General features: G+C 71.4%; 18 protein-coding genes. 12 read left to right on the top strand and 6 right to left on the bottom strand.

Annotated features, from left to right (window positions below):
• The first annotated feature begins 194 nt into the window (after positions 1 to 194).
• Positions 195 to 575 carry an AAA family ATPase gene (locus RM788_RS10560; RefSeq protein ID WP_315931423.1) on the top strand — a complete coding sequence of 127 codons (381 nt, stop codon included), beginning with the start codon at positions 195 to 197 and terminating at the stop codon, positions 573 to 575.
• A 113-nt stretch (positions 576 to 688) separates the two neighbouring features.
• Here RM788_RS10560 and RM788_RS10555 read toward each other — a convergent pair whose 3' ends face one another.
• A complete protein-coding gene (locus tag RM788_RS10555) occupies positions 689 to 1,834 on the bottom strand; it encodes a glycosyltransferase (RefSeq protein ID WP_315931422.1) in 1,146 nt (381 codons plus the stop codon).
• A 149-nt stretch (positions 1,835 to 1,983) separates the two neighbouring features.
• On the opposite strand from RM788_RS10555, the gene RM788_RS10550 reads away from it, so the two are divergent.
• Both RM788_RS10550 and RM788_RS10545 read left to right on the top strand, forming a co-directional pair.
• Positions 1,984 to 2,406: a hypothetical protein gene (locus tag RM788_RS10550; RefSeq protein ID WP_315931421.1), complete on the top strand. Its 423-nt coding sequence runs from the start codon at positions 1,984 to 1,986 to the stop codon at positions 2,404 to 2,406.
• Between the two features lie 133 nt (positions 2,407 to 2,539).
• Positions 2,540 to 3,850: an MFS transporter gene (locus tag RM788_RS10545; protein ID WP_315931420.1), complete on the top strand. Its 1,311-nt coding sequence runs from the start codon at positions 2,540 to 2,542 to the stop codon at positions 3,848 to 3,850.
• On the opposite strand, the gene RM788_RS10540 is transcribed toward RM788_RS10545, so the two are convergent.
• Positions 3,840 to 5,360, bottom strand: a complete 1,521-nt coding sequence (locus RM788_RS10540; protein ID WP_315931419.1) for a cytochrome bc1 complex cytochrome b subunit — start codon at positions 5,358 to 5,360, stop codon at positions 3,840 to 3,842. The genes RM788_RS10545 and RM788_RS10540 overlap by 11 nt on opposite strands.
• A gap of 118 nt (positions 5,361 to 5,478) precedes the next feature.
• Complete coding sequence (locus RM788_RS10535; protein WP_315931418.1) at positions 5,479 to 8,151, bottom strand: FAD-binding and (Fe-S)-binding domain-containing protein; 2,673 nt, start codon at positions 8,149 to 8,151, stop codon at positions 5,479 to 5,481.
• A gap of 91 nt (positions 8,152 to 8,242) precedes the next feature.
• Between RM788_RS10535 and fabG the strand changes: the two genes are divergently transcribed.
• The 4 genes from fabG (at position 8,243) to RM788_RS10515 (ending at position 13,192) form a co-directional block, all read left to right on the top strand.
• Positions 8,243 to 8,947, top strand: coding sequence for a 3-oxoacyl-[acyl-carrier-protein] reductase (gene fabG / locus RM788_RS10530; protein ID WP_315931417.1), 705 nt, complete (start codon positions 8,243 to 8,245; stop codon positions 8,945 to 8,947).
• A gap of 32 nt (positions 8,948 to 8,979) precedes the next feature.
• Positions 8,980 to 9,747, top strand: a complete 768-nt coding sequence (gene fabI, locus RM788_RS10525; protein ID WP_315931416.1) for an enoyl-ACP reductase FabI — start codon at positions 8,980 to 8,982, stop codon at positions 9,745 to 9,747.
• A gap of 82 nt (positions 9,748 to 9,829) precedes the next feature.
• Positions 9,830 to 10,855, top strand: coding sequence for a ferrochelatase (locus RM788_RS10520; RefSeq protein ID WP_315931415.1), 1,026 nt, complete (start codon positions 9,830 to 9,832; stop codon positions 10,853 to 10,855).
• 75 nt (positions 10,856 to 10,930) lie between these two features.
• Positions 10,931 to 13,192: a tetratricopeptide repeat protein gene (locus tag RM788_RS10515; protein ID WP_315931414.1), complete on the top strand. Its 2,262-nt coding sequence runs from the start codon at positions 10,931 to 10,933 to the stop codon at positions 13,190 to 13,192.
• A 7-nt stretch (positions 13,193 to 13,199) separates the two neighbouring features.
• Here RM788_RS10515 and RM788_RS10510 read toward each other — a convergent pair whose 3' ends face one another.
• Both RM788_RS10510 and RM788_RS10505 read right to left on the bottom strand, forming a co-directional pair.
• Entirely contained in the window at positions 13,200 to 13,997 is a 798-nt protein-coding gene (locus tag RM788_RS10510) for an Rv1486c family protein (protein WP_315931413.1), read from the bottom strand.
• Between the two features lie 39 nt (positions 13,998 to 14,036).
• Positions 14,037 to 14,552, bottom strand: coding sequence for a YcxB family protein (locus RM788_RS10505; RefSeq protein ID WP_315931412.1), 516 nt, complete (start codon positions 14,550 to 14,552; stop codon positions 14,037 to 14,039).
• 163 nt (positions 14,553 to 14,715) lie between these two features.
• Here RM788_RS10505 and RM788_RS10500 point away from each other — a divergent pair, with 163 nt between their 5' ends.
• From RM788_RS10500 to RM788_RS10490, 3 genes are all read left to right on the top strand, one after another.
• On the top strand, positions 14,716 to 16,107 hold the full coding sequence (locus RM788_RS10500) for a sigma 54-interacting transcriptional regulator (protein ID WP_315931411.1): 1,392 nt from the start codon (positions 14,716 to 14,718) through the stop codon (positions 16,105 to 16,107).
• Positions 16,104 to 18,044, top strand: coding sequence for a vWA domain-containing protein (locus RM788_RS10495; protein ID WP_315931410.1), 1,941 nt, complete (start codon positions 16,104 to 16,106; stop codon positions 18,042 to 18,044). The genes RM788_RS10500 and RM788_RS10495 overlap by 4 nt, the downstream gene beginning before the upstream one ends.
• Before the next feature lie 78 nt (positions 18,045 to 18,122).
• A complete protein-coding gene (locus tag RM788_RS10490) occupies positions 18,123 to 18,797 on the top strand; it encodes a hypothetical protein (protein ID WP_315931409.1) in 675 nt (224 codons plus the stop codon).
• Here the strand turns inward: RM788_RS10490 and ctaD are convergent.
• On the bottom strand, positions 18,784 to 20,544 hold the full coding sequence (ctaD, locus tag RM788_RS10485) for an aa3-type cytochrome oxidase subunit I (RefSeq protein WP_315931408.1): 1,761 nt from the start codon (positions 20,542 to 20,544) through the stop codon (positions 18,784 to 18,786). The genes RM788_RS10490 and ctaD overlap by 14 nt on opposite strands.
• Positions 20,545 to 21,047: 503 nt before the next feature.
• Here ctaD and RM788_RS10480 point away from each other — a divergent pair.
• Together RM788_RS10480 and mshC are read left to right on the top strand one after the other, a co-directional pair.
• Positions 21,048 to 23,132: an MMPL family transporter gene (locus tag RM788_RS10480; protein ID WP_315931407.1), complete on the top strand. Its 2,085-nt coding sequence runs from the start codon at positions 21,048 to 21,050 to the stop codon at positions 23,130 to 23,132.
• A gap of 10 nt (positions 23,133 to 23,142) precedes the next feature.
• The gene (gene mshC, locus RM788_RS10475; RefSeq protein WP_315931406.1) at positions 23,143 to 24,381 is read left to right on the top strand and encodes a cysteine--1-D-myo-inosityl 2-amino-2-deoxy-alpha-D-glucopyranoside ligase; all 1,239 of its coding nucleotides are present in this window, start codon (positions 23,143 to 23,145) and stop codon (positions 24,379 to 24,381) included.
• Positions 24,382 to 24,386 lie beyond the last annotated feature (5 nt).

The raw sequence follows: 24,386 nt of genomic DNA, 5'->3' as shown, positions 1-24,386 counted from the left end.
GCCGCACCGCGACACCGCTCCCAGGAGGTGGGCGGCCGCGCTCCGGTCGAGGCGATCCGTGATCGGTAACTCGATCGGGTGATGGTCGTCGGATGGCGTAGCGAAGGGCACCGCCGGGCGATGTGACCCATGACGTGTCGCCACGAGGTCGTCGATCAAGGGCGCCCCGTCACGAGAGCGGGGAATCGTCTGCCGTGAGGATTTCGAGGGTCCGGATCGAGAACTTCCGCCGCCTCGACCACGTCGAGATCCACTTCACCGACGTGGCGACGCTGACCGGGGCCGAGGGGGTGGGGACGGCCGCGGTGCTGCGCGTGCTGGACTGGTTCTTCAACGACGCCAAGGCGTCCGACCTCGCCGAGGACGACCTGCCCCGCGGGGCGGAGTTCTCGGTGGAGGTCGAGTTCGACCGGCTCACCGAGCAGGACCGCGTCGAACTGGGCGGTCACGTGACCGTGGAGTCCGACCGGTGCGTCGTCCGGAAGGTCCGGCACGCCGACGGGTCGGAGACGATGAGCGGCGACCTCCCCGACTTCGCGCCGATCAGGCACATCACGGGCGCCGAGGAGGAGTAGCGCAACCCAGCCGTCGGTACCCGAGTGGTTCCGGCATCCCTTGCGGGCACGCGCTTCCCCTCGCCCGACCGCGCCCCCGGCCGTCCCGGAGCGCGGTCGGGCGGTGATCGGGGTCAGGTGTGGTCGGCGAGCCCACGGGCCACGTCGTGGGGCGACGGCATGGCCGCCACCTCGGCGGCCATGGCCCTGGCCGCCTCGTGCACGGCCTCGTCGGTGAGCAGGCGGCGCGCCTTGGTCGCGATCACCTCGACCGCGAGGTCGGCGGCGAGCACCTGGTCGCCGAGGCCCGCGGCGGTCACCACGCGGGCGTTGCTGAACTGGTCGGCGCCCTGCGGCAGCACCAGGTGCGGCACACCCGTCGCGAGCGTGCCCATCGTCATGCCGGCTCCGCCGTGGTGCACCACCAGGTCCACGTGCGGCAGGAGGTCGGCGTGCGGCAGCCACGGTCGCACGACCACGTTGTCCGGCACGTCGCCCAGCGAGCCCGCCGCGACACTGGGGCCGGTGGCCACGATGACGTTGGCGTCCAGCGCGGCCAAGCCCGTGATGGCGGTGCGCAGCACGCCGGTGTCGCCGAACGCGGTGCCCAGCGTCAGGTACACCAGCGGCTTGCGGTGTTCGAGCACCCACGACGGCAGCTCGCCCGGCTCGGAGAACGGCATCGGCCGCAGCGGGACGACCCTGTCCTGCGGGATCGGGAACTCCGGGTCCTGCAACGACGGCGGGCAGATGTCCAGGTAGGGGTTGCCGAGCGGCATGAGGTAGCCGTCGGGCAGGTCGACACCGAGGTCGTCGGCGACCTCGGCCAGGTTCGCGCGCAGGGCCTCGGGAGTGCCGGTGGGCCGCCACATCCGGCCGAACGAGTGGCACACCGCGGGCACCCCCGCGGCCCTCGCGGCCAGCCCCGCGCCCGCGTTGGCCAGCTCGTGCACGACCAGGTCGGGCTTGCGGTCCAGGATGATCGGCGCCAGGTCCGCCGCGTAGCTGCGCGGCAGGATCGAACCGAACACCTCCGACACCCGCTCCGGCTGGAAATCGGGCTTCTTCCGGTCCGCGGGGCCCGCGTTGGCCAGTTCGAACGCCTCCAGCATGTCCATACCGCCCGCGACGTGGTCCACGCCGCACCGGGTGATGGTGCCCGCGAACAGGGCCGTGGTCACGAACGTGACCTCGTGACCCACCTCGCGGGCGGCGATGACGAGCGGTAAGAGGGGGTAGGTGTGACCGTGGGCGCCGAGGCTCGAGAAGAGGATTCGCACTCGGCCGAAGGTAACGAGTTCGCTCCGCGCGAGGAGAGCCACCCCGATCGAGTGAAGCCGATCCGAATCCGCCCCTGCCGTCGACCGAACAGCCGATGCTGCGATGTGGGCCCGTGACGACGCGGGTCGACAACAGGGGAGGAATTCACATGTCGGCACGGATGAAGTCCGCGCTGTGCGCGATCACCGCTCTGGCGGGCCTGGTGCTCGTCGCACCCCAGGCCACCGCCCAGGCCGCCTACCCCACCAACACCTTCCGCGTGTCCTACGGGGCGAGCTACGCCCAGGGCACCATGACCTGGTTCAACCGGACCGTGCGCCTCACCGGCGACCTGCGGACCCTCAGCAGCAGCGGGTGCCGCAAGGCCTACGCCGCCACCTTCGACTCCGCCGTCGACCTGCTGGGCGAGCGCAACACCAGCGCGAAGTGCGGGGACGCGGTCAGGTCGTTCCAGCTGGACGTGCCCGCCGACGTCGTGGGCGGCGCCTACGCCACCTCCGTCTGCCTCCTGGACGCGAACGGCGTCGTGCTCGGCGACTGCGTCGCCTACTTCCGCGGCGACGCGGGCTGATCCGGTCGTTCGGGTTCGTGACCGGGTCTGACGGTGGCCTGTCGTCCTAAGGCAACGCAAAGAACTCCCCGAACACCTTGTCGCGCCTGGGTCCACGCCCGATGGTGTGGTGGATCACACCAGGAGGGCGACTATGGCAGTCGAGGTCGAGCGGGGAAGAAGCGCCGTGGAGCGGCGGGTTGTCGGGAACGTGCTGCGGGGGTCGATCGGGAATCTGATCGAGTGGTACGACTGGTACGCGTACACGGCGTTCAGCATCTACTTCGCGGCGGCTTTCTTCCCCAAGGGGGACCAGACGGCGCAGTTGTTGAACACCGCGGCGGTGTTCGCGGTCGGGTTCCTGATGCGGCCGTTGGGCGGGTGGCTGCTGGGCCGCTACGCGGATCGGCACGGGCGGCGGGCGGCGTTGACGTTGTCCGTGTCGCTGATGGCGCTGGGGTCGTTGATGATCGCGCTGACGCCCTCGTTCGCGACGATCGGGGTCGCGGCGCCGATCCTGCTGGTGCTGGCGCGGCTGTTGCAGGGGCTGTCGGTGGGCGGGGAGTACTCGACGTCGGCGACCTACCTGTCCGAGGTGGCGTCGAAGGGGAAGCGGGGGTTCTACTCGAGTTTCCAGTACGTGACGCTGACGGCGGGCCAGTTGTTGGCGCTCGGGGTGCAGATCGTGTTGCAGCAGGTGTTGTCGCGGCACGAGATGCAGTCGTGGGGGTGGCGGATCGCGTTCGTGGTGGGTGCCACCGGGGCGATCGTCGTGATGTACCTGCGGCGGAGCATGGACGAGTCGGAGAGCTTCCGACGCGAGGGCAGGACGTCCGAGGCGCGGGGGTCGTTGCGGGCGCTGGCGAGGTACCCCAGGGAATGCCTGCTGGTCGTGGGGCTGACGCTGGGCGGGACGGTGGCGTTCTACACGTACACGACGTACCTGCAGAAGTTCATGATCAACACGAGTGGCATCGACGCGGCGACGGTGAGCTGGATCAACTTCCTGGCGCTGCTGGTGTTCGTGGTGATCCAGCCGATCGCGGGGGCGTTCTCGGACCGGATCGGGCGGCGGCCGCTGCTGTTGGCGTTCGGGGTGCTGGGGACCCTGGGGACGGTGCCGCTGCTGACGACGCTGGCGTCCACCGACGAGGTCGTGCCCGCGTTCCTGCTGATGCTGGTGGGCCTGGTGGTGGTGACCGGGTACACGTCGATCAACGCCATCGTGAAGGCCGAGCTGTTCCCGACGCGGATCCGGGCGCTCGGTGTGGGGTTGCCGTACGCGCTCACGGTCGCGATCTTCGGCGGCACCGCGGAGTACGTGGCGCTGTGGCTGAAGTCGGCGGGCCACGAGTCGTGGTTCTACTGGTACGTCTCGGGATGCGTCCTCGTCTCGTTGATCGTGTACGGCACCATGAGGGAGACGTCGAAGGAGTCGACGCTGGAGGAGAAGGTCAGTCCTTAGTGGACTCGATCTCCAGTGGTGCGACCGGGTCGGGGGAGAAGAACGAGCCGGGGACCGGGGAACCGGCGGACCCCAGCTTGTTCATCTTCTTCGGCACGGCCGTGCCCTGGTAGGCCAGCGGTCGGTCGGCCAGCGGCTGGTGCACCTCGATGAAAGCCCCGTGCGGCAGCCGCTTGACGATCCCGGTCTCGATGCCGTGCTCCAGCACCGCCCGGTCGGAGTGCTGGAGCCCCAGGCACAGCCGGTAGGTGACGTAGTACGCCAGCGGCGGCAGCAGCAGGAGCCCCAGCCTGCCCGCCCACACCGTCGCGTTGAGCGAGATGTCGAACGCGTGCGCGATCACGTCGTTGGCCGCCGACAGCAGCGCGACCATGAAGTACGCGAGGGCCATGACCCCCAACGACGTCCGCACCGGCACGTCGCGCGGCCGTTGCAGCAGGTTGTGGTGCGCGTGGTCGCCGCTGAGCCTGCGCTCGATCCACGGGTACACCGCCGCGAGGCCGGTCAGCAGCGGGAGCCCGGCCAGGAACGGGAAGAACGCCGCCGGGATCGTGTAGCTCCCGAGGTACACCTCCCACGCGGGCCACAGCCGCAGCAGGCCGTCGGTCCACGCCATGTACCAGTCCGGCACCGTGCCCGCCGACACCTGGCCCGCGTTGAACGGCCCGAAGTTCCACACCGGGTTGATCTGGAACAGCCCGCCCAGCACGGCGCACACCCCGACGACCACCGCCAGGAACACGCCGCTCTTGACCATGAACACCGGCATGATCCGCACGCCGACGACGTTGCGCTCCTTGCGGCCGACGCCGGGGAACTGGGTGTGCTTCTGGTACCAGACCAGCGCGAGGTGCACGGCGATCAGCCCGAGCAGGACGGCCGGGATCAGCAGCACGTGCAGGGTGTAGATGCGCGGGATGACCTCGGTGCCGGGGAACTCGCCGCCGAACAGCGCCCAGTGCAGCCAGGTCCCGACCACCGGGATCGACAGCAGCAGCGACGCCGTGATGCGCAGACCGGCGCCGGACAGCAGGTCGTCGGGCAGCGAGTAGCCGAACAGGCCCTCCAGGCAGCCGAGCACGAACATCCCGATGCCGAGCACCCAGTTCAGCTCGCGCGGACGGCGGAAAGCGCCGGTGAAGAACACCCGGAGCATGTGCACGACGATCGCCGCCATGAACAGCAGCGCCGCCCAGTGGTGCACCTGGCGGACGAACAGCCCGCCGCGCACCTCGAACGAGATGTCCAGCGTCGACGCGAACGCGCGCGACATCTCCATCCCGCGCAGGTTGGTGAAGACGCCGTCGTAGACGACCTCCTCCATCGACGGGTCGAAGAACAGCGCCAGGTAGACGCCGGACAGCAGCAGGACGATGAAGCTGTACAGCGCGATCTCGCCGAGCAGGAACGACCAGTGCGTCGGGAAGACCTTGTTGAGCTGCTTGCGCGCCGCGCCCGCGAAGTGGAAGCGCTGGTCGGCGGCCTTGGTGGCAGTGGTGAGCGATGGCATGTCCGCACCCCCGGTCCGGACCGCGCCCCCCGGCGTCGGTCCGCTTCTCCAGTGTGCCGTGGTTCCGCGCCCACGACCCCACCTTCGGACGAACCAGGGTCCTGATGTGTGACAGCACTCAGTCGCGCAGCCCCAGCGCCCTGGCCACGACGGTCGCGGAGTGCACCGGTTCGACGCCACTGCCCTCGCGGACCTGGGTGCGGCAGCTGAACCCGTCCGCGACCACGGCGGTGTCCGCCTCGGCCGCGCGCACGGCGGGCAGCAGCGCCTGCTCGGCGACGGCCATCGACACCTCGTGGTGGCCGCGCTCGAACCCGAAGTTGCCCGCCAGGCCGCAGCACCCGGCGTCCAGCACGTCGGCCGCCACGCCCGCCTTGGCCAGCAGCGCCCGGTCGGCGTCGAACCCGAGTTCGGCGTACTGGTGGCAGTGCGTCTGCACGATCGCCTTCCCCGTGCCGGGTACCCCCTCCAGTGACGGCTCCACGTGCTCGGCGAACGTCCGCGTCGCGGCGGCCAGCGCGGCGACGTCCGGGTCGTCGCCCGCCAGTTCCAGCGCGTCCGAACGGAGGAACGCCGTGCACGACGGCTCCAGCCCGACGACCGGCACCCCGGCGGCGGTGTACCGGCTCAGGATCCGGGCCGTGCGGCGCAACACCCTGCGCGCCAAGCCCAGCTGACCGGTCGACATCAGCGTCAGTCCACAGCAGACAGTGCGGCTCGGGATCCGCACCGACTCCCCGAGGTGGGTCAGCACGGCCGCCGCGTCGTGCCCGATCGACGGCTCGAAGTGGTTGGTGAACGTGTCGGTGAACAGCAGCACCTCGGGCCCGGACGACTCCACCCGGCGGAACGTCGCCCGGAACGACGCCTTCGCCACGACGGGGATCCGGCGTTCGGGCGCGAGCCCGGCGAGCTTCGGGAACCGCGAGGTCAGCCGGTTCACCAGCCCCAGCCGCAGCCACAGCGGCAGCCACCCCATCGAGTAGTGCGCGACCGGGCGCAGCCTGCCCTTGTAGTGCTGGTGCAGGAACTCGGCCTTGTACGTGGCCATGTCCACGTCGACCGGGCAGTCCCGCTTGCACCCCTTGCAGCCCAGGCACAGGTCCAGCGCGTCGCGGACCTCGGTCGACCGCCACCCGTCGCGCACGACCCCGCCGTTGAGCATCTCGAACAGCAGCCGCGCCCGGCCGCGGGTGGAGTGCTGCTCCTCGCCGGTCACCCGGTAGCTCGGACACATCACGCCGCCGCTGGTGTTCAGGCACTTCCCGACGCCGACGCACCGCCGGGTCGCGCCCGCGAAGTCGCCGCCGTCGGCGTGCAGCGCCAACGCCGTGCGGGTCGGGATGCGGGCCGGTGCCACGAGCACGCGCAGGTCCGCGTCCAGCGGCACCGGGTCCACGATCCGACCGGGGTTCATCCGGTTGTCGGGGTCGAAAGCGGCCTTGAACCGCCCGAACGCCCTGATCGCGGCGGGCGGGTACATCCTCGGCAGCAGCTCGGACCGGGCCTGCCCGTCGCCGTGCTCGCCGGAGATCGACCCGCCGTGCGCCACGACGAGGTCCGCCGCGTCCTCCAGGAACGCCCGGTAGCCCGACGCGAAGTCGAAGTCGATCCGCACGTGCACGCAGCCCTCGCCGTAGTGCCCGTAGGTCAGGCCGCGCCGCCCGTGGCCCGCCAGCAGGGCGTCGAACTCCCGCAGGTAGGCCCCCAGCCGTTCCGGCGGCACGGCGGCATCCTCCCAGCCCGACCACGCCTCGGTGCCGTCGGCCATCCTGGTCGCCAGGCCCGCGCCGTCCTCGCGGATCCGCCACAGCAGCCGCTGCCGCGCGGGCGAGGTGACCACGACGGAGTTCGGCGCGATCGACGTCACCCGCTGCGCGGTCTCCTCGTCGCGGCACTCGACGAACAGCCAGCTCGCGCCGGGCGGCAGCAGGGCGAGCGCGGGGGAGTCGGGGGTGCGCTGCTCCACCACGGCGACCATGCCCGCGTCGATGCCCTCCAGCGCCAGCACGTCGTACTCGCGCAGTGCCATCACGTTGTCCGCGGCGTCGTAGGTGTTCGCGAACCCCAGCACGGCCAGCACCCGCCGCTCGGGGACCTCGACCAGCTTCACGGTCGCGCCCAGCACCGTCACGCAGGTGCCCTCCGTGCCCACCAGCGCCCGCGTGAGGTCCGGCAGGGCGTCCAGCGCGTACCCGGACACCCGGCGGCCCAGCGCCGGGAACCAGGTCGGGTCGACCTCCGGGAGCTCCAACGCGGGCGGCCTGCGGGTGTCGAAACCGGTCCCGTCCGGCAGCAGCACGTCGAGCGCCTCGACGTTCTCGCTGGTCTTGCCCCACGCGACCGAATGCGCGCCGCACGCGTTGTTGCCGATCATCCCGCCGAGCGTGCACCGCGAGTGCGTCGACGGGTCCGGGCCGAACAGCAGGCCGTGCGGGGCCGCGGCCGCGTTCAGCCGGTCGAGCACCACGCCGGGCTGGACCACGGCGAGCCGCCGCTCGGGATCGATCTCCACGATCCGGTTCAGGTACCGGGCGAAGTCGAGCACCATCCCCGGCCCCGCCGCGTTGCCCGCGATGCTCGTGCCGGCGCCCCGGTTCGTGATCGGCACGCCGTGCTCCACCGCCAGCGCCACGGCCGCCCGCACGTCGTCGAGCGTCCGCGGCCGCACCACCACGGCGGGCACGTGCCGGAAGTTCGACGCGTCGGTCGAGTACACGGCACGGGACGTCGGGTCGGTCAGCACGTCGCCGGAGACCTCGGCGGCCAACCGATCGGATAGTTCGCTCACCCGGACGATTGTGATCCGGGTCCGCCGATGCCGGGGTACTCGGGGGTAGCGGATAGCCTCGCGCCCATCAACCAGCAGCGATGGGAGAACCGTGTCGAGGTCCGTTCTGGTCACCGGCGGCAACAGGGGTATCGGCCTGGCGATCGCGCAGGCGTTCGCCGCACAGGGTGACAAGGTCGCCGTGACGCACCGCGGCTCCGGCGCGCCCGAAGGGTTGTTCGGCGTCAAGTGCGACGTGACGAACGGTGACGACATCACCGCGGCGCTGGCCGAGATCGAGGCGCACCAGGGGCCGGTCGAGGTGCTGATCGCGAACGCGGGCATCACCGACGACACGCTGCTGCTGCGGATGAGCGACGACCAGTTCGAGCGCGTGCTCGACGCGAACCTGACCGGCGCGTTCCGGGTCGTGCAGCGGGCTTCCAAGGGGATGCTGCGCAAGCGCTACGGTCGGATCGTGTTCATCTCCTCGGTCGTCGGCCTGCTCGGCAGCGCGGGCCAGGTCAACTACGCGGCCAGCAAGGCCGGTCTCGTCGGCATGGCGCGGTCGATCGCCCGCGAGCTGGGCTCGCGCAACATCACCGCGAACGTGGTCGCGCCCGGCTTCGTCACGACCGACATGACCGACAAGCTCACCGACGACCGCAAGAAGGCGATCCTCGGCCAGGTGCCCGCGGGCCGGTTCGCCACGCCCGAGGAGATCGCGTCCGCCGTGACCTTCCTGGCCTCGGACGCCGCCGGGTACATCACCGGCGCGGTCATCCCGGTCGACGGCGGCCTCGGCATGGGCCACTGAATCTTGTACAACCACGCAAACGGAGGAAGTAAGTGACGGGACTGCTCGAAGGCAAGCGATTGCTCATCACCGGTGTCATCACCGACGCGTCGATCGCCTTCCACGTCGCCAAGGTCGCGCAGGAGCAGGGCGCCGAGGTAGTGCTGACCGGGTTTGGCCGGATGAGCCTGGTCGAGCGCATCGCGAAGCGGCTGCCGAAACCCGCGCCGGTCGTGGAACTGGACGTGCAGAACCAGGAGCACCTCGACACGCTGGCCGACCGGGTGCGCGAGCACCTGGACGGCCTCGACGGACTCGTGCACGCCGTCGGCTACGCGCCGCCGAGCTGCCTCGGCGCGCCGTTCATGGACGCGCCGTGGGAGGACGTGGCCACGGCGATGCACGTGTCCGCGTACTCGTACAAGGCGCTCGCCGCCGCCGCGCTGCCGCTGCTGACCAGGGGCAGTTCGATCGTCGGCCTCGACTTCGACGCCCGCCAGGTGTGGCCCGCCTACAACTGGATGGGCCCGGCCAAGGCCGCGTTCGAGTCGATCAACCGGTACCTCGCGCGCGACCTCGGCGAGCACGGCATCCGGGTCAACCTCGTGTCCGCCGGTCCGGTGCGCACGATGGCCGCCAAGTCCATCCCCGGCTTCGCCGACCTCGAGGCGATGTGGGCCGAGAAGGCCCCGCTCGGCTGGAACGTCGACGACCCGACGCCGGTCGCGCAGTCCGTGTGCGGCCTGTTGTCCGACTGGTTCCCGGCCACCACCGGCTCCATGGTCTTCGTCGACGGCGGCGTGCACTTCCTGGGGCTCTAGGTTTCGCCCGACCGGGTCGACGTGATCATGAGCACGTCGACCCGGTTGTGCACGATTTCGAAGTCAGGGCCAGGATGTAGCGGTGAGTTACGACGCGCTGCTCTGGTTGTCGTTCGGGGGCCCGGAAGGACCAGCGGACGTCCGTCCATTCCTGGAGAACGTCACCAGGGGCCGAGGTGTACCACCCGAACGGCTGGACGAGGTCGAGGCGCACTACCAGCACTTCGGCGGCGTCTCACCCATCAACGCCCTCAACCTCGCCGCCATCGAGGCCGTCCGCGCGACCGGTTTCGACCTGCCGATCCACTTCGGCAACCGCAACTGGCACCCCATGGTCGAGGACACCCTCGCCGAGATGAAGGCCGCGGGCGTTCGCCGCGCGCTGGTGTTCCCGACCAGCGCGTACGGCGGGTACTCGGCGTGCAGGCAGTACGACGAGGACATCTCACGCGCCCGCGCCGCCGTGCCGGACGCCCCCGAACTGGTGAAGCTGCGCCAGTTCTTCGACCACCCGCTGTTCATCGACGCCTTCGCCGACGCCGTGCGCGCGGCCGCCGTCGACCTGCCCGCCGACCACCGGCTGGTGTTCACCGCGCACTCGGTGCCGGTCTCCGCCGACAACGCCGCGGGCCCCCCGTCCGAGGGCGGCAACCGGTACTCGCGCCAGATAGCGGAGGCCTCCCGCCTCGTCGCCTCCGCCGTCGGCCGCGACGAGTACGACGTCGTCTGGCAGTCCCGCTCCGGCCCGCCCCGCATCCCGTGGTTGGAGCCCGACATCGTCGACCACGTCGAGGCCCTGCACAAGAACGGCGTGACCGGGGTCCTGCTGTGCCCCATCGGTTTCGTCAGCGACCACCTGGAAGTCGTGTGGGACCTGGACACCGAGGCGCGCGAGCGGGCCGGTGAGCTGGGAATGGCCTTCGCCCGCGCCGCCACGCCCAACGGCGATCCGCGGTTCGCGGAGCTGGTGGTGGAGCTGGTGCGGGAGCACACGGAGGGGCTGGAGCCGCGGAAGCTGTCGGACTTCACCGCCGCCGGGTGCACCGTGAACGGGGCTCCTTGCGCGCCGTTGTGCTGCGAGCCGGCGAAGAGGTCGGGGAAGTACTAGGCCATTCCGCCGCAATAGGAGGACGGCCCCCGATCCGCCTGGTAGTACCAGGACCTGTCCCGCGGGAGGCGGTCGATGGGTGCGAGTCGGTGGGTCGTGGTCGGCGGAGGCGTGGTCGCCTGCGTCGCGCTCCTCGCCCTGCCCTCGAACGCCCGCGTGTGGGGTCTGCTCGTCGTGCTCCTGGCCGTGGTGGCGCTGGTGTTCGGCCGCCGTCCGGTGCGCGAGGTGCGCAACGACGTCGCGGAGGTGGTGGCGGGGCGGATCGTGCAGGTCGGTGTGCTGAACGCGCCGCTGGTCGTGGGTCGGTCGGAGCCAGCGAACAGGTTGCCGGGGTACACGAAGGTGTTCACCGGGCGGTCCGCGGAGTTGAACGGGCTGCTGCTCGCGATCACCTGGGCGCTGGAGCGGCCGGGTCCGGTCGTGCACGTCGTGCACGGTCCGGCGGGGATCGGGAAGACCGAGCTGGTGCTGCGGTTCGGGCACCTGATGGGTGACTGGTTCGACTGGCCGCTGTACCTCGACGTCGGGGGTGCGGAGGACGGCACGCCCGAGGACGACCTGGCGCAGCTGCTGGCGGATCCGGACGTCGGGGCGCGGCAGTCGGGGTCGGCGGCGGGGCTGCGGTCGTTGTGGCGGAGCCGGGTGGCGGGCAGTCGGGTGCTGCTGGTGCTGGACAACGTGGACAGCGCCGAGCAGGTGCTGCGGCTGCTTCCTGACCGGCGGGACTGCCCGTTCCTGGTGGTGCTGGTGGTGAGCCGGTCGCCGCACGACGAGCTGCGGGCGAGGGTGGACGCGCAGCACCTGGAGCTGGGCGCGTTCCCCTCCGAGGACGCGGTGACGCTGCTGCGCCGGTGCTCCGGGCGGGAGCTGTCCGACGACGAGCGGGTGTCCGCGCGGGAGCTGGTCCGCCGGTGCCGGTATTCGCCGCAGGAGATCCGGCTGCACGGCGCGCGCCTGCACACCGAGGCGTTGTCGGTGGGAGGCCTGCTGGCCCAGGTGCCCGATCCCGTCGAGGAGGGCGACCGGCCGACGCCCGCGTTCGAGCAGGCGTACGACCGGATCGGTCCGGCCGCGCGGCACCTGCTGAGGCACCTCGCCCTGCATCCGGGGCCGGACTTCGACGCGGCGGCGGCCGGGGCGCTGGCCGGCCGCGAGGAGGCGGAGGTGCGGGAGGCGCTGGCGGTGCTGGAGGAGGGCGTGCTGATCGCCCGCGACGGCGACCGCTACCGGCTGCACGAGCGGTTCCAGCGCACGGTGGCGGGGTTCCCGTTGCTGGACGTCGACGGGAGCACCCCGGAGGCCGATCACGACGTCGCGCTGCGCCGGTTGCTGTGCCACTACCGGCGGGAGGCGGTCGCGGTGGCCGCCCCGGTGGAGCCGCTGCTGACCCGGCACCGGCGGCCGGGCGCCGATCGGTCCGGCGTGCCGGACCCGGAGCTGCGGGCGCGGGCGCTGGCGTGGTTCAAGTCGGAACGGGCCAACGTGCTGGCGTGCCTGCGGGTCGCGCGCGGCCGGGAGCGGCTGGACGACGGGGTGGTGTCGCTGACCGACGCGATCGCCGGGTTCCTGCGGCACGAGGGCCCGTGGGAGACGGCCGTCGAGCTGCACACCGCCGCGGCGGAGCTGGCGCTCGGCCTGCACAGCCCCCGTGACCACGCCGTGGCGCTGAACGACCTGGGGATCGTGAACCGCCTGCTGGGTCGGTACGAAGTGGCGTACTCGACCCTGGAGCGGGCCTACCGGGCGATCGGCGGGCTGGCTGGTGAACTGCCCGAGGACGACGTCCGCATCGGCCGCGGCAACGCCCGCAACGAGCAGGGCAAGGTCGCCAACCTCCGGTCGGTCGAGCCGTTCGGGAGCACCTGGCGACGCCGGTCGCGCGTGGTGCTGGAGGAGGCCCTGGAGCTGTACCGCGGCGCGGGGGACACCATCGGCGTCGCCAACGCCGAGAAGAACCTCGGCGTCACCTGGTACCAGCTCGACAACCGGGTCCGCGCGCACGAGCACTTCCAGGAGGCGCTCGACCACTACGCCGAGCTGGACGACCACCTCGGACTGGCCGAGGTGCACAACCACCGGGGCTTCCTGTTCCTGGAGTCCGGTGACGTGGCGGACGCCTCGCGGGAGTTCCGGACGGCGCAGGCGTTCGCGCCCACGCACAGCCTGCTGGAGGGGGCGCGGGCGTTGGAGGGGGTGGGGAGGTGCCTGCTGGGGGCGGGGGACCGGGAACTGGGCTCGGGGTACCTGCGGGAGGCCGTGGCGGGGTACGGCGGTCTCGGGGACGTGGGGAAGGCGCAGGAGCTGACGGTGCTGCTGCGCGCCACCTCCGGCGGCTGAACAGGCCCTAGTGCAGCCCCGCGGCCTGGTCCGACAGCACCCGCACCGCCTCCTCGACAGCGGCGCACCGAGCCCGCCGCACAGCCTCCGACAACGGGCGCAGGGCGTCGTCGCGGGCCTGCATGGCGGAGGCCGACTTGGCGTTGCCGGGGGAGTCGCCCGCGGCCACCTCGAGGATCGCGGCGACCTCGGCGGCGCGTTGCAGGACGCGCACGGCACGCGGCGGCATGCCTGCCGGCCACTCCAGCTTCGAGTGCTTGGTGGACAGCGCGGCGATCTCCTCGCGCACGTTCGGGCGGTGCCTGGCGACGTCCAGCGTGACCAGCGCCGTCGCCGCCTGCCGCATCGCGCTCGCCATGCCGTGCTCTGCCTCGCCGATCGGCACGTGCTCGGCGCCGGAGGCGGACGGCAGGTCGAACACGGTCCAGCGCATGACGCCGTCGGCGACGATCTTCGGGACCAGGCCGACGCCGGTGTCGGGCAGGACGACCGCCTCACCCGCGCGCAGCGCGCAGGTGCTCAGCGGGCCCTTGCCTCCCAGTCCGCGGACGTCACCCGGAACGGGGAGGGCCAGCCTGCCGGTGGTGGTGCCCGCGCGCCTCAGCGACGCGAGCAGCAGCGCCGGGCCGACGGGGGCCTCGTCGGGGCCGGGGAGGTCCAGCGCGGTGGCGGTGCCGTCGTCGTCGGCCACCACTTCGTGCAGGTCCGCCCATTCTTGGAGGGCGTCAAGGACGTCGTCGGCAGCGGCTGCACCATGCAGCCACGCGGAGGTCCACACGACCAGCGTCGCACTCGCACAAGACACGCTGACCAAGGTTACTGCCTCCGGTGCGGTGCTCCGCGCTCAGGCGGCCGGTCCCACGTGGCGGACGAGCAGGTCGCGAAAACGGTTGCGGTCGCCGTTGTCCTCGAACGCGCGGTGGGGCACCGCGTACATCGGACCCCGTGCGCCCGCCTCGGTGCGCAGGATGAACCCGCGGCGGGTCTCCGTCCACGTCGGGAGGTGCGCCCACGGCAGTTCGCTGCGCGCCGCCTCGCCCACGGTCATCCGCAGCGAGTGGTCGTCCGCGGTCGCCGTGACCGTGCCCGCGGCCAACGGGTGGCCGCCGAAGTCGATCCGGACCTGGACGGGCACGAGCACCGCGACGACGACGGCCGCCCCGAGCCCGAACAGGCCGGGGGCGGTCTGCCCGGAGAGCAGCAGCACGACCGACCCGGCGGCCACCACCACCGAGAACCAGGTCGCCCAGCGGAACATCGGCACCGCGGATCGCAGCGCGTCGCCCCAGTCCGCCGGTTCGGGTGACCACCTGAAGTCGACGCTGCCGCTCACTACCGCTCCGATGTCGTGGTTGTCCATGGTGAGGGCATTCTGCCCTCGACGCGTCCGTCCGGGGGGTACTCCCGGCAGACCGTGACGAACGTGTGGCCGTTCCGCCCGAACGGGAGGAAACGGACGCGTGCGGCACGGCTGGAGCCGCTCCACGTCGACCATTCCGGCAAACGTGCGTAGCGTCGAACGGGTGACCGTCTCCTCCGCACTTCCCCGTACCGCGGGCGAGCTCCGCGCCGCGGGCCACCTGCCCCGCAGCGTGAAGATCGAAATCCGGGAGAACCTGCTGACCGCCCTGCGCACCGGGAGCAACCCGTGGCCGGGCATCGTCGGTTTCGACCGCACCGTGATCCCGCAGCTCGAACGCGCGCTGCTCGCCGGGCACGACTTCGTGCTGCTCGGCGAGCGCGGCCAGGGCAAGACCCGGCTGCTGCGCACCCTGATCGGCCTGCTCGACGAGTGGACCCCCGTCATCGAGGGCTCCGAGCTGGGCGAACACCCGCTGGAGCCCATCTCCCCCGAATCGAAGCGCCGCGCCGAGGAGCTGGGCGACGAGCTGCCCGTCGTCTGGCGACACCGCGACCAGCGCTACGCCGAGAAGCTCGCGACGCCGGACACCTCCGTCGGTGACCTCGTCGGCGACGTCGACCCGGTCAAGGTCGCCCAGGGCCGCAGCCTCGGCGACCCCGAGACCATCCACTACGGACTGCTGCCGCGCTCGCACCGCGGCATCATCGCCATCAACGAGCTGCCCGACCTGGCCGAGCGCATCCAGGTGTCGCTGCTCAACGTGATGGAGGAGCGCGACATCCAGGTCCGCGGCTACACGCTGCGGCTGCCGCTGGACGTGCTGCTCGTCGCGACCGCGAACCCCGAGGACTACACCAACCGCGGCCGGATCATCACGCCGCTCAAGGACCGGTTCGGCGCCGAGATCCGCACGCACTACCCGTTGGAGATCGGCGCCGAGGTCGACCTGGTCCGCCAGGAGGCCGAGCTGGTCGCCGAGGTCGGCGACCACCTGGTCGAGGTCGTCGCCAGGTTCGTGCGGCACCTGCGCGAGTCGTCGTCGATCGACCAGCGCTCCGGCGTGTCCGCGCGGTTCGCCGTCGCGGCCGCCGAGACCGTCGCCGCGTCCGCGCTGCGCCGTTCGGCGCTGATCGGCGAGACGCCCGCGGTGGCCCGCCCGGTCGACCTGGAGTCGGTGCCCGAGGTGCTGCGCGGCAAGCTCGAGTTCGAGGCGGGCGAGGAGGGCCGTGAGATCGAGATCCTCACGCACCTGCTGCGCCGCTCGATCGCCGACACCGCGCGCTCCACGTTCGCGGGCCTCAACCTGAAGTCGCTGGCCGACGCCGTCACCGACGGCCACCCCGTGGCCACCGGCGAGCGGGTGCACGCGAGCGACATGCTCGCCGCGCTGCCGGAGCTGCCGGTGCTGCACGAGGTCGCGGCCCGCGTCGGCGTCGGCCCCAAGGACCCGGTGGGCCGGATCGCCTCCGCCGTCGAGCTGGCGCTGGAGTCGCTCTACCTGACCAGGCAGATCGGCAAGGACAGCGACGACGATCGATCGGTGTACGGATGAGCGGTTACCGCTACGGCCGCTATGTGGACGGCCCCGACCCGTTGGCGCCGCCGACGGATCTGCGCGCGGCCATGGACGAGCTCGGCCGCGAGGTCATGGAGGGCTCATCACCCGCCGCCGCGCTGCGCGAGCTGCTGCGCCGCGGCATGGACGGCACCCGCGGGCTCGACGACCTGATGGGCAAGCTCTGGAAGAAGCGGTCGGACATCCAGCGCCGCCACCGGCTGGACGGGACGCTCCAGGAGGTCCAGCGGCTGCTGTCCGAGGCGCTGAGCGCCGAGCGGCGGACGCTGTTCCCCGAGCCGACCGACGACGCCCGGTTCCGCGAGGCGCAGCTCGACGCGCTGCCTCCGGGCACCGCGGCGGCCGTGCGGGACCTGGCCGAGTACGACTGGCGCTCCTCCGAGGCGCGCGAGTCCTACGAGAAGATCCAGAACCTGCTCGGTCGCGAGCTGATGGACCAGCGCTTCCAGGGCATGAAGGAGGCGATGGCGAACGTCGACCAGGGCGACGTCCAGCGCGTCCAGGAGATGCTGTCCGACCTCAACGAGCTGCTCGCCGGACACGCGGCCGGGGACGAGGACACCCCGCGCCGGTTCGACGAGTTCATGGCCGAGCACGGCGAGTTCTTCCCGGAGAACCCGCGCAACGTCGATGAGTTGATCGACGCGCTGGCCGCGCGGTCCGCCGCCGCGCAGCGGATGATGAACTCGATGAGCGACGAGCAGCGCGCCGAGCTGGCCGCGCTGTCGCAGCAGGCGTTCGGCAACTCCGGCGTCGGCCAGCAGCTGTCCACTTTGGACTCGCTGCTGCAAGGCCTGCGTCCCGGCGAGGACTGGAACGGCTCCGCCCGCTTCCGCGGCAACAACCCGCTGGGGCTCGGCGAAGGCGCCCAGGCCATGTCGGACCTCGCCGACCTGGACGCGCTCGCCGAACAGCTCGGCCAGTCCTACCCCGGAGCCAGGCTGGAGGACATCGACGTCGAGTCGCTCGTCCGCCAGCTCGGTGCCGAGGCCGGGGTGGACGCCCGGCGGCTCGCCGAACTCGAACGCCAGCTGCGCGACCAGAACCTGCTCGAACGGGGCCCCGACGGCGACCTCCGGCTGACCCCGAAGGCGTTGCGGCGCTTGGGCGAGGCCGCGCTGCGCGGTGTCGTCGACAGCGTCCGCACCCCGCGCGGCGACCGCGACAACAACCGGGCGGGCGCGGCCGGTGAACCGATCGGCAGCACCAGGCCGTGGCAGTTCGGCGACTCCGAGCCGTGGAACGTTCCGCGCACGGTCACCAACGCGGTGCTCCGCAGCGGCGGCGGGCCGGTGAAGTTGGACGTGGTCGACGTGGAGATCACCGAGACCGAGCAGCGGTCCCGCGCGGTCATCGCGCTGTGCGTCGACACGTCGTGGTCGATGGTCCAGGACGGCCGCTGGGTGCCGATGAAGCGCACCGCGCTGGCGCTGCACCACCTGGTGCGCACCAGGTTCCGCACGGACGCGCTGGAGCTCATCACGTTCGGCAGGCACGCCGAGACCGTCGACATCGGCGGGCTCACGTCGTTGGAGGGGGTGTGGGAGCAGGGCACCAACCTGCACCACGCCCTCCTGCTGGCGGGCAGGCACCTCCGCCGCCACCCCGACGCCCAGCCGGTCGTGCTGGTCGTCACCGACGGCGAACCCACCGCGCACCTGGAGCCGAGCGGCGAGGCGGAGTTCCACTACCCGCCGCTGCCGCGCACGTTGGGCAAGACGCTGGTGGAGGTCGACAACATCGCCAAGCTCGGCGCGTCGATCACCGTGTTCAAGCTGGGTGATGACCCCCGGTTGGCGGCTTTCGTCGACACCGTGGCCCGCCGCAGTGGCGGGCGCGTGGTGGCGCCGGACGAGGACGGGCTCGGGGCGGCTGTGGTGAGCGACTACCTGCGGGCGCGCAAGCGCCGGTAGCCGACGTTCCGGGCGCTCGGGCACCTCCGATCGGGGGTGCCCGAGCGCTTTCCACCGCCGACCGCCCACACTGGTCCGGTGGACTCCGAAGGCGCGCGGGTGGCGCGGGACTGGTTGGCCGAGCGCGGTGTGACGCCGGTGGACGGGGCGTGGGTGCGCCTGACGGCCGAAGGCGACGAGGAACCGCTGAGCGCCAACGACGTGGCGCACGAGTGGACCGACAAGGCGCTGGAGGACCCGGACCTGGACAACGCCGGGCGGGTGCGGGTGGCGCTCGGGCTGCTGGACCTGCTCGACCAGTACGCGGTGGCGATGTACCTGAAGGTCACGCCGCTCGACCCCGCCACCGAGCACCTGCTCTGGCAGGCGTTCCGGGACCGGCTGGAGCACCCGGACTCGGCCGAGCCGGTGACCTACGCGTTGTGGGTCGACTGGTTCGAGGACCCGGCGAGTGTGGAGACCGCCTTCGCCGAGGTGGTCGTGGGGCTCGACGAGCTGGCCGAGGGGCCGTTGCGGCGCGCGCGGCGGGTGCTGGTGGTGTCCGGACCGGTGCCGTGGCGGCTCAAGCACGACCTCTACCGCAGGGCCGCGGGCACGCCCGCCCTGCACGAAGCCCTGTTCCACGGGCTGCGGGGCAGCCTGCACGACGTGTACGGCGACCTCGACCGGGAGGCGGCGCTCGACCTGCTGGCCGGTCTTGACCTGCCCGAGGAGCGGGTGGCAGTGCTGCGCGGGGACCTCAGGGCTTCCTAGGCTCGCGGTCCGCCGCCAGCGTGGTCTCCGTCGTCCGGTCCCGGCCGACCCGGTGCTTGCCCGGCTTCAGCAGCGAGAAGTGCGACTCGTCGCGCATCCGGTCGACCATGTGCGGGTAGTGCAGCTCGAACGCGGGCCGCTCCGACCGGATCCGGGGCAGCTCCAGGAAGTTGTGCCGCGGCGGGGGTGAGGTGGTGGCCCATTCCAGCGAGTTCCCGAACCCCCACGGGTCGTCGGCGGTGGTGGCGTCGCCGAAGCGGTAGCTGCGGAAGACGTTGTACACGAACGGGAGGACGGAGGCGCCGAGGAGGAAGGCGCCGATGGTGGAGAGGGTGTTGAGGAAGGTGAACCCGTCGCCGGGCAGGTAGTCGGCGTAGCGCCTGGGCATGCCCTCGTTGCCCAGCCAGTGCTGGATGAGGAACGTCAGGTGGAAGCCGATGAACGTGGTCCAGAAGTGCACCTTCCCCAGGCCCTCGTGGAGCATCCGGCCGGTCATCTTGGGGAACCAGAAGTAGATCCCGGCGTAGGTGGCGAACACGATGGTGCCGAACAGCACGTAGTGGAAGTGCGCGACGACGAAGTACGTGTCGGTGACGTGGAAGTCGATCGGCGGCGACGCCAGCAGGATGCCGGTGAGCCCGCCGAGCAGGAACGTGACCAGGAAGCCGACGCTGAACAGCATGGGCGTCTCGAACGTGACCTGGCCGCGCCACATCGTGCCGATCCAGTTGAAGAACTTGATGCCGGTCGGCACGGAGATCAGGAACGTCATCGCCGAGAAGAACGGCAGCAGCACGGCGCCGGTCGCGTACATGTGGTGCGCCCACACGGCCACCGACAGCATGGCGATGGCGAGCGTCGCGAACACCATGCCCTTGTACCCGAACAGCGGTTTGCGGCTGAACACCGGGATGATCTCGGTGATGATGCCGAAGAACGGCAGCGCCACGATGTAGACCTCGGGGTGGCCGAAGAACCAGAACAGGTGCTGCCACAGGATGACGCCGCCGTTGGCGGGGTCGAACACGTGCGCGCCGAGGTGGCGGTCGGCGGCCAGGCCGAGCAGGGCCGCGGTGAGGATCGGGAACGCCAGCAGGATCAGGATGCTGGTCACCAGGATGTTCCAGGTGAAGATCGGCATCCGCCACATCGTCATGCCGGGCGCGCGCAGGCACACGACGGTCGTGGTCATGTTGACGCCGCCGAGGATCGTGCCGAGGCCGCTGACGGCCAGCCCCATGATCCACAGGTCCGCGCCGATGCCGGGGGAGTGGATGGCGCTGCTCAGCGGCGTGTACGCGGTCCAGCCGAAGTCGGGCGCGCCGCCGGGGGTCAGGAACGACGACAGGACGATCAGGCCGCCGAACAGGAACAGCCAGTAGGAGAACGCGTTGAGCCGCGGGAACGCCACGTCCGGGGCGCCGATCTGCAACGGCAGGACGTAGTTGGCGAAGCCGAACAGGATCGGGGTCGCGTAGAGCAGCAGCATGATCGTGCCGTGCATGGTGAACAGCTGGTTGTACTGCTCGTTCGACAGGAACTGGAGTCCGGGCCTCGCCAGCTCGCCGCGCATCAGCAGCGCCATCACGCCGCCGACCATGAAGAACGCGAACGACGTGACCAGGTAGAGGATGCCGATCTGCTTCGGGTCGGTGGTCCTGAACAGCGAGAGCAGCAGCGAGCCCTTGGGTCGTGGTCGGGCGGCGCCGGGATGGGGGATCACCGGTGTGGGCCTGAGCGCGGTCATGCCGCCTCCCTCGTCGCAGGACGTGAGCGGCGTCCATGCTCCACCCGTGGGGAGGTGGCGGCAATCGGTCAGCCGGGGAGTTGTCCGTTCTTGGGTTCCGGTTCGGGTGGTCAAGGGAAGGAACGAAGCCCGGCCCCCGGTGCGCGATTGTCTCAATGCTTGATCCTGCTTGTCAAGGCGGGAAAGATGTCTTGACAAGCAGGATCAAGCAGGAGGGCGCTGTGGATCGGGGGCAGGGGGTGGGTCTGGCTTCGCCAGCATCGGGCTGCGCCCGACAGGGCATCCTTGCTGCGCGTCGGACAAGGCATCGGCTGCGCCGACGGGGCATCCTTGCTGCGCGTCGGACAGGGAGGTGGGGCGCTGTGAGTCGGGTGGGGGCGGCCTGTGCTTGCTGCGCGTCGGGTAGGCGGTGGCGTACGTCGACAGGTGGCGGGGCGGCCTTGTCCGATATGTGACCCCACCCGTCAGGCGGACCTGATCACGGCCACTTAGCCTTCTGCACCATGAAGTGGCTCCGCTGGGTCCTGCCCGCGCTCCTGGTTGTCGTCTGGCTGGCCGTCGGCGGTGTCGGTGGCCCGTTGCAGGGCAAGTTGTCGGAGGTGCAGAAGAACGACAACGCGTCGTTCCTGCCCGCGTCGGCGGAGGCCACCGAGGTCGCGGACTGGCAGAAGCGCTTCGCCGACCAGGAGTCGCTGCCCGCGCTCGTCGTGTTCGAGCGCGAGGGCGGGCTGACGCAGGAGGACCTGGGCGCGATCGGGGACCGGGCCAGGGCGCTCACGTCGTTCGACGGCCTGTCCGGCAAGGTCGTCGGGCCCGTGCCCGCCGAGGACGGCAAGGCGGCGCAGGTGATCGTGCCGCTCAAGCCCGTGGGCTCGGAGATCACCGAGGTCGTCGAGGAGTTGCGCGACTCCGTCCGGGAGGGCCTGCCCGGTGGGCTGTCGGTCTACGTCACCGGTCCCGCGGGCATCCTGGGCGACTTCGCCAACGCGTTCGGCGGCATCGACGGCCTGCTGCTGCTCGTCACGGCCGTCGTGGTCGCGCTGATCCTGCTGGTGGTCTACCGCAGTCCGCTGCTGCCGCTGGTGGTGATCCTCAACGCGGGCCTGGCGCTGTGCCTGGCGGTCATCGCCGTGTACCTGCTCGCCCGCGAGGACGTGCTGACCCTCAACGGGCAGAGCCAGGGCATCCTGTTCATCCTCGTGTTCGGCGCCTCCACGGACTACTCGCTGCTGCTCGTCGCGCGGTTCCGGGAGGAGTTGCACCGGCACGAGGACAGGTGGAGTTCCCTGCGCACGGCCATGAGGTCGTCGCTGGAGCCGATCGTGGCGTCCGCCGGGACCGTGATCATCGGCCTGCTTTGCCTGCTGCTGTCGGACCTGAAGTCCAACCAGGGCCTCGGTCCGGTGGCCGCGATCGGCATCGCGGCCTCGCTGATCGCCACGCTCACGTTCCTGCCCGCGATGCTCGCGCTGCTCGGCCGGGCGGCGTTCTGGCCGTTCCGGCCGAAGTTCGACACGGTGGCGCACAAGGAGAACGGCCTCTGGCAGCGGGTGTCCGCGCTGGTCGGCCGCCGTGCCCGCGCGACCTGGATCCTGACGACGCTGGTGCTGCTGATCGGGATCGCGTTCGTGCCGCAGCTCAAGGCGAACGGCGTGGCGCAGACCGACTTCTTCCTCAACCCGGTCGAGTCGGTGACCGGCCAGGAGGTGCTGACCAAGCACTTCGACGGCGGCACCGGGTCGCCCGCGGTGATCGTCGTCGACCAGGCCGCCGCGCAGGACGCGGTGGCCAAGGCCAAGGCGGTGCCGGGTGTCGCCGAGGTCGCGCCGTCGGGCGGCAAGGTCGTCGACGGCAGGGTCGAGCTGCTCGCCACGCTCAAGGCGCCCGCCGACAGCGCGGACGCGACGGCGGCGCTGCGGCAGCTCCGCACCGACCTGCACCCGGTCGGCGGCGCCATCGTCGGCGGTGTCACGGCGATCCAGGTCGACGTGCAGGACACCGCGAAGCGCGACCTGCGGGTGATCATCCCGGTGGTGCTGCTGGTGATCTTCCTGATCCTCTCGCTGCTGCTGCGGGCGCTGCTGGCCCCGCTGCTGCTGATCGCGACCGTCGTGCTGTCGTTCGCCGCGACCCTCGGTGTGTCCGCGCTCGTGTTCAACCACGTGCTGGACTTCCCCGGCGCGGACCCGAGCGTGCCGCTGTTCGCGTTCGTCTTCCTGGTGGCGCTGGGGATCGACTACAACATCTTCCTGATGACCAGGGTGCGCGAGGAGTCGCTGCGGCACGGCACCCGCCAGGGCACCCTGCTCGGCCTGTCGGTCACCGGCGGCGTGATCACCTCGGCGGGCGTGGTGCTCGCCGCGACGTTCGCCGCCCTCGCCGTGCTGCCCATCCTGTTCCTCGCCCAGATCGCGTTCCTGGTGGCGTTCGGCGTGCTGCTGGACACCCTCGTCGTGCGCTCGCTGCTCGTGCCCGCGCTCACCGTGGACATCGGGCGCGCCGTCTGGTGGCCGAGCAAGCTGGCGCGAAAGCCTGTGACCAGCGTCCCAGAGGACGAGAAGTCCGCCGAGGTCGAGCACTCGGGTTAGGGTCGAGGACATGCAGACCTGGTCTTCCATTCCTGTGCCGCGGGTAGCGGGCGAGCCCCGACCCCTGCGGTTGTTCGACACGGCCACGGGCGAGGTCCGCCCCACCGCGCCGGGCGACACCGCCAGGTCGTACGTCTGCGGCATCACGCCGTACGACGCGACGCACCTCGGGCACGCGGCCACGTACCTCGCCTTCGACCTCATGCACCGGGTGTGGCTCGACAACGGCCACGACGTGCACTACGTGCAGAACGTCACGGACATCGACGACCCGCTGCTGGAGCGCGCGGCCCGCGACCAGGACGACTGGGTCGTGCTGGGCATGCGCGAGACCGCGCTGTTCCGCGAGGACATGGAGGCGCTGCGGGTCGTGCCGCCGCGCGAGTACGTCGGGGCGGTCGAGGCGATCCCGGAGATCGTCGAGGCCATCGCCAAGCTCGTCGCCGACGGCTCCGCCTACCGGGTCGACGACGCGGAGTACCCCGACCTGTACTTCGACCACGCCGTCACCGGCCGGTTCGGCTACGAGTCGAACTACGACCAGGAGACGATGCTGCGGTTCTTCGCCGAGCGCGGCGGGGACCCGGACCGGCCCGGCAAGCGCCACCCGCTCGACGCCCTGCTGTGGCGGATGGAGCGTCCGGGTGAGCCCTCGTGGGCGTCGGACTTCGGCGCGGGTCGGCCGGGCTGGCACATCGAGTGCAGCGCGATCGCGCTCAACCGGCTGGGCACGGCGTTCGACGTGCAGGGCGGGGGATCCGACCTGATCTTCCCGCACCACGAGTACAGCTCCGCGCACGCGGAGGCGTTGACGGGGGAGCACCCGTTCGCCCGGCACTACGTGCACGCGGGGATGATCGGGCTCGACGGGGAGAAGATGTCGAAGTCCAGGGGGAACCTGGTCTTCGTGTCGAAGCTGCGGGCCCAGGACGTCGACCCGAACGCGGTCCGGCTGGCGCTGTTCGCCGGGCACTACCGCACCGACCGGCCGTGGAGCGACGGGCTGCTGGCCGAGGCGCTGGAACGGCTGGCGCGCTGGCGTTCCGCGACGGCGCTGGTCGCGGGCCCGTCCGCCGAGGACACCATCGCGCGCCTGCGCGACCACCTCGGCAACGACCTCGACACCCCGCGCGCGCTCGCCGCCGTGGACGCCTGGGCGGCTGAAGCGCTGGCGACGGGCGGCTCGGACCACTCGTCCCCGGCGCTCGTGCGGACCGCGGTGGACGCGCTGCTGGGCGTGGAACTGTAGGGAGA

Source organism: Umezawaea sp. Da 62-37, assembly GCF_032460545.1.
GTDB lineage: Bacteria > Actinomycetota > Actinomycetes > Mycobacteriales > Pseudonocardiaceae > Umezawaea.
This window is presented reverse-complemented; position numbering and strand designations above follow the sequence as displayed.